Genomic DNA, 7,530 nt, shown 5'->3' on the forward strand with positions numbered 1-7,530 from the left:
CGAGGACAGGTCCTGGTTGCCCGCGGCAATCTCGCCCGAGGCCGTCGCGATCGCATCGGTGCCCTGGCGCACGCCGCTCACCACGGTGGCCAGGCCGCCGCGCATCGACTCGACGGCCCGCGTGATGACGCCGATCTCGTCGCGGCGCTCGGACGACAGCGGCCGCGACAGGTCCCCTTGGCCGATGGCCTGCACATGCTCGCTCAATACGCGAAGCGGCCGCACCATGCGCCGGATGAAGACGACCAGCCCCGCGCCCAGCAGCAGCGCGGCCAGCGCCATGAAGCCGCCGAGCAGGCGCATCTCGCGGTAGAGATCAGCCATCACCTCCGAGGCGGGAATCTCCGCCACCACCAGCCAGCCGGCCGCGTCGCTCCTGCTCACGGACGCATAGCGCCGTCCCGCCTGCACCGGCAGGAGCACAGCGGGTGCATCGTCGATCCACGAGGCGTCCTCGCCCTTCAGGCGTGCAAGCCAACCTGCCGGATCTGCACCCTGCACAACCTCGGACAGCTTCTTGCCGGCCGCCGACGGATGGAACACGAGCGCGGCAGCGGCAGGATCTGCGCCCGGGTTGACGATGTAGAGCCCGCCCGTGTCGAAGATGCGGCTCTGGCCCACCGCTTCGCCGAAGGAGGCCTGCTGCTGCGAGATGTCCAGGCCGATGTAGAGCACCGCGACGACCTGGCCGGCCGCATCGCGCACCGGCTCGTAGACCGTCATGAAGGGGCGCCCGAACAGCATGGCGCGGCCGACGAATTTCCTGCCCGAGCGCAGCACCGGATACGCGGCGCTCTTGCGGTCGAGCAGCGTTCCGATGGCACGCTCGCCGTTCTCCTTCTTGACCGAGGTCGTGATGCGGCGGAAGTCTTCGCCCTGCACCACGAACACCGTGGCGTTGGCACCAGGAAAATCCCGCGCGAAGGCATCCACCTCGCCCGTGCTCGCGCCATCGATCGGCGTGCCGTAGCTGCTTACGATGCCTTGGGCAGCATCTTCGACAGCGAAGGTGGCCGAGAACTGGCGCCGGAAGACGCCGTAAGCGTTCTCCGCGGTCAGCTGCATGGTGCGGTCAAAGATGTCGAGCGACCGCGCAATCGCTTCGGCCTTGGCATTGGCGTATTGCGCGGCGCTGCGCTGCTGCTGCGCGGAGCCGATCGCATAGAACGCCGCGAGCAGCAGCACCGTCACCAGCAGAATGGCAAGGGCGGCCCTGACGGTGAGCGTGCGCGCCAGCGAGACGAAGGGGCGCGTTGGCTGGGACGAGTCCGTGGCTGCGGCTTTCATCAGGGTTCTTTCCTGTGGGGTGGGGTCTAGAACTCGGTCCAATCGCCCGCAGCACCCGCGGCGCCGCCGGCCAGGGTCAGCGGCGGAGCGGAGGCCACGGCTTCCTTCTTGCGCGGCTTCGCGGTCGGCCGGGCCGGCGCTTCGGGCGTGCGCGGTGTTTGCGCATGGAGGGCTTGCGCCCCGCCTTCGAGCCTGAACACGCTCACGGCCTGCACCAGGCTCGCGGCCTGCTCCTGCATCGACTGCGCCGCGGCGGCCGCCTCTTCCACCAGCGCCGCGTTCTGCTGCGTCACCTGGTCCATCTGCGCGATCGCCTGGTTCACCTGTTCAATGCCCGTGCTCTGCTCCTGGCTCGCCGCCGTGATCTCCCCGATGATGTCGGTCACGCGCTTCACGCTGCCCACGATCTCGGCCATGGTCTTGCCGGCTTCGCCCACCAGCGCACTGCCCATGTCCACCTTGCCCACCGAGTCGTCGATCAGGCCCTTGATTTCCTTGGCCGCTGCGCCCGAGCGCTGCGCGAGGTTGCGCACTTCGGAGGCGACCACCGCGAAGCCGCGGCCTTGCTCGCCGGCTCTTGCCGCTTCGACGGCCGCGTTCAGGGCCAGGATGTTGGTCTGGAACGCAATGCCGTCGATCACGCCGATGATGTCGACGATCTTCTTCGAGGAGGCATTGATCGAGGCCATGGTGTCCACCACCTGGCCCACGACATTCCCGCCCTTGACGGCCACTTCGGAAGCCGACAAGGCCAGTTGATTCGCTTGGCGCGCGTTGTCGGCGTTCTGCTTGACCGTGCTCGTGAGCTCTTCCATCGAGGCGGCCGTCTGCTCCAGCGAACTCGCCTGTTCCTCGGTGCGCGAGGACAGGTCCTGGTTGCCCGCGGCAATCTCGCCCGAGGCCGTCGCGATCGCATCGCTGGAATTCTTGATCCGCACCACGACCTCGGTCAGCTGGTCCTGCATGCGCTTGATCGAGAACAAGAGGCTGCCGGCGCGGGCCGAGCGGGCCTGCACACTTTCAGTCAGGTCGCCATTTGCGATGCGGCCGACCACATCGGCGGCATAGCCGGGCTCGCCGCCCAGCTGCCGTGCCAGCAGCCGCGCCACCACCACGCCGAGCCCCACACTGATGGCGATGCCGGCCAGCGCCATCAGCACCATCAGCAGGCGCGAGGTCTTGAAAGTGCGCGCGGCATCCTCCATGCTGTCCCTGGCCTGCTGGTCGCTGTAGGCCACCATGCGCTGAAGCACTTTCTCCAGCGCACGCGACTCCTTGAGCAGCTGCTCGCTCTCCTGCGGCACGCTGCCTTCGAACTGCGAGCTGTCCAGCGACTGCTTGGCGATCAGGTCGGCAAAATCGGCCATGTGCTTTCGCAGCGGCGGCATCAGGCGCTGGTACTGCTCGCTGAGTTCGCGGCCCTCGGGCGTCTCTTCGAGCAGCGGCTTGACCTCGGCCACGTTCGATTCGAGCGCCTTCACGGCGTTCTTCAATTCCGTGAAGCCGGCATTGCGCTCGCCCTTGGTACCGGCCGACAGCAGCCCCATCTGGGCGCGGCTCGCGTCGAGCAGGTGGATGTTGGCCGCCTGCACGGCCTTCATTGCGCGCAGGTCGTGGCTGTAGAGGTTTTCCGTCGAGGCGTTGATGCGCCCCATGTGGAAGATGCCGAGCCCGCCGACCGCGGCGCCTACCGCCGCGACCACGAGAAAACTGAGAACCAGCTTGGCGGCGACACGAAGCTTCAGGAACCATTTCATTTTGCTTTTCCTGCGGTGCGTGTCAGAACTCGGTCCAGTCGCCCGGCGCGGCGGCCTGGGCCGCGGCGAGCCTTGGGGCGGAACGGGTGCCGGCCGCGTGGCGGGCCGCTGCCGGCCGGGCGGGCGCCTTCAGCGCAGGCACCGCCTTGCGCGGCGGCAGCGCCGGCTGGACGCGGGCCTGCATCTGCACGAGCGGGCGCGGCGCGTTGTCGCTGTCGAGCTTGAACACGCTGACCGACTCGACCAGGCTCGCGGCCTGCTCCTGCATCGATTGCGCCGCGGCGGCCGCTTCTTCCACCAGCGCCGCGTTCTGCTGCGTCACCTGGTCCATCTGCGCAATCGCCTGGTTCACCTGTTCGATGCCGGTGCTCTGCTCCTGGCTCGCGGCCGTGATCTCGCCCATGATGTCGGTCACGCGCTTCACGCTGTCCACGATCTCGTCCATCGTGCGCCCCGCCTCGGCCACCTGGCGGCTGCCGGCCTCGACCTTGTCCACCGAGTCGTCGATCAGGCCCTTGATTTCCTTGGCGGCTGCGCCCGAGCGCTGCGCGAGGTTTCTCACCTCGGAAGCGACGACTGCGAAGCCGCGGCCTTGCTCGCCGGCTCTTGCCGCTTCGACGGCCGCGTTCAGGGCCAGGATGTTGGTCTGGAACGCGATGCCGTCGATCACGCCGATGATGTCGACGATCTTCTTGGACGAGCTGTTGATGGAGCCCATGGTGTCCACCACCTGGCTCACCACGCCGCCGCCGCGCACCGCCACTTCGGAAGCGGAGACGGCCAGCTGGTTGGCCTGGCGCGCGTTGTCGGCGTTCTGCTTCACGGTGCTCGTGAGTTCTTCCATCGAGGCGGCCGTCTGCTCCAGCGAGCTGGCCTGCTCCTCGGTGCGCGACGACAGGTCCTGGTTGCCTGCGGCGATCTGCCCCGAGGCCGTCGCGATCGCATCGGTGCCGTGGCGCACTTCGCCCACCACCTTGGCCAGGCTGCCGTTCATGCCCTTGAGCGCGTGCATCAACTGGCCGGTCTCGTCCTTCGTCGTCACTTCAATGCGGCTGGTCAGGTCGCCGGCGGCCACCGCTTCGGCCACCTCGACAGCGCGGCGCAGCGGATGGGTGATGCTGCGCACCAGCAGCCAGGCGAGCACCAGGCCCAGGCCCAGCGACAGCGCGCCGAAGACGACCAGCATCAGGCTGGTGCTGGCGCGCGTCTCCTTGCTGCGTTCGGCCGCGGCGTCGAGCAGCGCCCGCTCCGTGTCCACCATCTGCTGCACACCCGCGAGATAGCTGCGCGAGGTGGGCTCGAAGCGTTCGTTGAAGATCCGGTTGGCGCCTTCCATGTCGCCCGCCAGCTTGGCCTTGCTGACCTCCTCGCGGGCCGCGAGGTACGCCTTGCGCAGCTCGCCGACCTTGTCGTACACCGCCTTCTTTTCAGGCGTGTCCATCTGTTCCTCGATGAACTTCTGCAGATCGTTGGTCTCCTTGATGGAGAGGGCCGTGGCCGGCGCGAAGTAGGCGATCAGGCTCGCATCGCTGCTCTTGGCAATGGCTGCGGCGCGCTGTATGCCCGAGTTGGTGTTGCGCAGCCAGTCGGCGCCCGCACGCTCGGTCTTGATGTTCTTCTCGACCATCGCATTGATTTCCTCGCCGAGCTGCCGCAGCTTCAGCACGGCAAGCACGCTGCTCGTGAGAGACAGGGCGAGGATGACGCCGATCACGACGGCCAGCCGCTTGCCGATGGAAATATTGCTCAGAAACATGCTCGTCACTCCAGAAGATCAGGAAAGGGCAAGCACGCAACGCGCGCACTTGCCGCAGGAAAAGGTTGTGCGCGCCGGCCGATTTCTCTCGGGCCGCGGCGGCCTCAGGCAGCGATCTTTTCGACCAGGCCCATTTCGTCGCTGGACATCAGCCGGTCGATGTCCACCAGGATCAGCATCCGCTCGTCCAGCGTGCCCAGCCCGATCAGGTAGTCGGTGTCCAGCACCGAGCCCATCTCCGGCGCCGGCTTGATCTGCTCCGCGCTCAGGGTGATCACGTCCGACACGCTGTCCACCACCATGCCCACCACGCGCCCTGCGATGTTCAGCACGATCACCACCGTGAACTGGTCGTAGCTCGGCGTGCCCAGCCTGAACTTGATGCGCATGTCGATGATCGGAACGATGATCCCGCGCAGGTTCACCACGCCCTTGATGTATTCCGGCGCATTCGCAATGCGCGTCACCGCGTCGTAGCCGCGCAGCTCCTGCACCTTCTGGATGTCGATGCCGTATTCCTCCTGGCCCAGCGTGAAGGAAAGGAATTCCAGGGGGCGGCCGGCCCGCGACGGGGCGGTGTTGCGGCTGTCGGCGGTCTGTTGGGATGTTGTAGTGCTCATCGGATATCTGTCGCTGTTGGCTAGAACTCTGGCCACCCGCCACCGGCTGCGCCGGCCATGGCCAGCTGCGGTGACGCGGGTGCTTCGTGGGTCTTCTTGCCCGGCACGAGGCGCCGGGACTTCTCGGAAGCCTGGGGCGTGGCAGCGGCGCTGCCGGCCTCGAGCCGGAACACGCTGACCGACGCCACCAGGCTCGCGGCCTGCTCCTGCATCGACTGCGCCGCGGCGGCCGCTTCTTCCACCAGCGCCGCGTTCTGCTGCGTCACCTGGTCCATCTGCGCAATCGCCTGGTTCACCTGTTCGATGCCGGTGCTCTGCTCCTGGCTCGCGGCCGTGATCTCGCCCATGATGTCGGTCACGCGCTTCACGCTGTCCACGATCTCGTCCATCGTCCGCCCCGCCTCGGCCACCTGGCGGCTGCCGGCCTCGACCTTGTCCACCGAGTCGTCGATCAGGCCCTTGATTTCCTTGGCGGCTGCGCCCGAGCGCTGCGCGAGGTTTCTCACCTCGGAAGCGACGACTGCGAAGCCGCGGCCTTGCTCGCCGGCTCTTGCCGCTTCGACGGCCGCGTTCAGGGCCAGGATGTTGGTCTGGAAGGCGATGCCGTCGATCACGCCGATGATGTCGACGATCTTCTTGGACGAGCTGTTGATGGAGCCCATGGTGTCCACCACCTGGCTCACCACGCCGCCGCCGCGCACCGCCACTTCGGAAGCGGAGACGGCCAGCTGGTTGGCCTGCCGTGCGTTGTCGGCGTTCTGCTTCACGGTGCTCGTGAGTTCTTCCATCGAGGCGGCCGTCTGCTCCAGAGAACTCGCCTGTTCCTCGGTGCGCGAAGACAGGTCCTGGTTGCCCGCGGCGATCTGCCCCGAGGCCGTCGCGATCGCATCGGTGCCGTCGCGCACTTCGCCCACCACCTTGGCCAGGCTGTCGCGCATGGCCTGGACCGCATGCAGCAGGCTCGCCTGGTCGCCGCGCTTCAGGTCGATGCGGACCGCCAGGTCGCCCTCTGCGATACGGTGCGCGATGCCGGCCGTGACCATCGGTTCGCCGCCGAGTTGCTTCAGCAGGCCGCGCGAAATCGCCCAGCCGAGCGCGAAGAGTGCTGCGGCCAGCACCAGCGCGCTGATCGACAGGCCGATGGCCCGGCTCATGATCGTGGCCTGCACCGTGTCCACGTAGACGCCGGAGCCGATGATCCAGCCCCAGGGCTCGAAGCCCTTCACGTAGGAGACCTTGGGCACCGGCTTGTCGCTGCCCGGCTTGGCCCAGAGGTAGTTAACGAAGCCCGCACCGTCGGCCTTGACGGTGTCGACGAACGCGACGAACAGCTGCTTGCCGGTGGCATCCTTGTTGGAGGACAGATCCTTGTTCTCGAGCGCCGGGCTGATCGGGTGCATCAGCATGCGCGGCTGCATGTCGTTGATCCAGAAATACTCGCTGCCGCTGTAGCGCAGGCCGCGGATTGCCTGCATCGCCTGCTCCTTCGCCTGCGGTTCGGTCAGCGTGCCCTTGGCGGCGAGCGCGTGGTAATGAACCAGCAGGCCATGCGCGCTTTCCACCACCTGGCGCACGCTGGCCTGCCGCTCTTCCAGGATGAGCTTGCGCTCCGACATCAGGAAAAGGGCCGTCAGCGCCGCCACGCCCACGATGGCGCTGGCCGTGAGCAGCCCTAGCTTCTGCCCGATGCTGAGGGCGCGCGGATTCAAGCGGTTGAACATGGTCTCTTCCTTGGGTGGATGTCTTTTGTGCGGTGCTCTGTCCACAGGTCTATCGGCATCCGCGCGCAAGACTTGAGGCCTTCAGCTCAAAATTCCGTCCAATCGCCATTCGCCGTGCCGGCCGTGGCCAGCTGCGGGACTGCGGCAGCCTCGCTCTTCCTGGCCGGCGCCGGGCGCAGGGCCTTCGGCGCGGCGAATGCGATCTCGGGACGAGCGGCCTGTGTTCCATCCAGCCTGAACACGCTGACGGCCCCGACCAGGCTCGCGGCCTGCTCCTGCATCGACTGCGCCGCCGCGGCCGCTTCTTCCACCAGCGCCGCGTTCTGCTGCGTCACCTGGTCCATCTGCGCGATCGCCTGGTTCACCTGTTCAATGCCCGTGCTCTGCTC

Annotated in this window: 5 protein-coding genes and 1 pseudogene; all 6 read right to left on the minus strand. The window is 67.3% G+C overall.

The genetic code is table 11. From position 1 onward, the window contains the following. Positions 1-1,287, minus strand: a 1,287-nt coding sequence (locus FB547_RS33095) for a Cache 3/Cache 2 fusion domain-containing protein (protein ID WP_145747817.1), incomplete at its 3' end; no start/stop codon positions are given. A 26-nt stretch (positions 1,288-1,313) separates the two neighbouring features. Continuing rightward, the gene (locus tag FB547_RS33100) at positions 1,314-3,044 is read right to left on the minus strand and encodes a methyl-accepting chemotaxis protein (RefSeq protein WP_145747818.1); all 1,731 of its coding nucleotides are present in this window, start codon (positions 3,042-3,044) and stop codon (positions 1,314-1,316) included. Positions 3,045-3,066: 22 nt separating this feature from the next. After that, the gene (locus tag FB547_RS33105) at positions 3,067-4,800 is read right to left on the minus strand and encodes a methyl-accepting chemotaxis protein (protein ID WP_145747819.1); all 1,734 of its coding nucleotides are present in this window, start codon (positions 4,798-4,800) and stop codon (positions 3,067-3,069) included. 104 nt (positions 4,801-4,904) lie between these two features. Further along, positions 4,905-5,420 carry a chemotaxis protein CheW gene (locus FB547_RS33110; RefSeq protein WP_145747820.1) on the minus strand — a complete coding sequence of 172 codons (516 nt, stop codon included), beginning with the start codon at positions 5,418-5,420 and terminating at the stop codon, positions 4,905-4,907. 20 nt (positions 5,421-5,440) lie between these two features. Then, positions 5,441-7,141, minus strand: a complete 1,701-nt coding sequence (locus tag FB547_RS33115) for a methyl-accepting chemotaxis protein (protein WP_145747821.1) — start codon at positions 7,139-7,141, stop codon at positions 5,441-5,443. A gap of 86 nt (positions 7,142-7,227) precedes the next feature. After that, positions 7,228-7,530 (minus strand): annotated as a pseudogene (locus FB547_RS33120) (hypothetical protein); the annotation flags it as partial.

This window comes from Variovorax beijingensis (genome assembly GCF_007828835.1).
Lineage (GTDB): Bacteria > Pseudomonadota > Gammaproteobacteria > Burkholderiales > Burkholderiaceae_C > Variovorax > Variovorax beijingensis_A.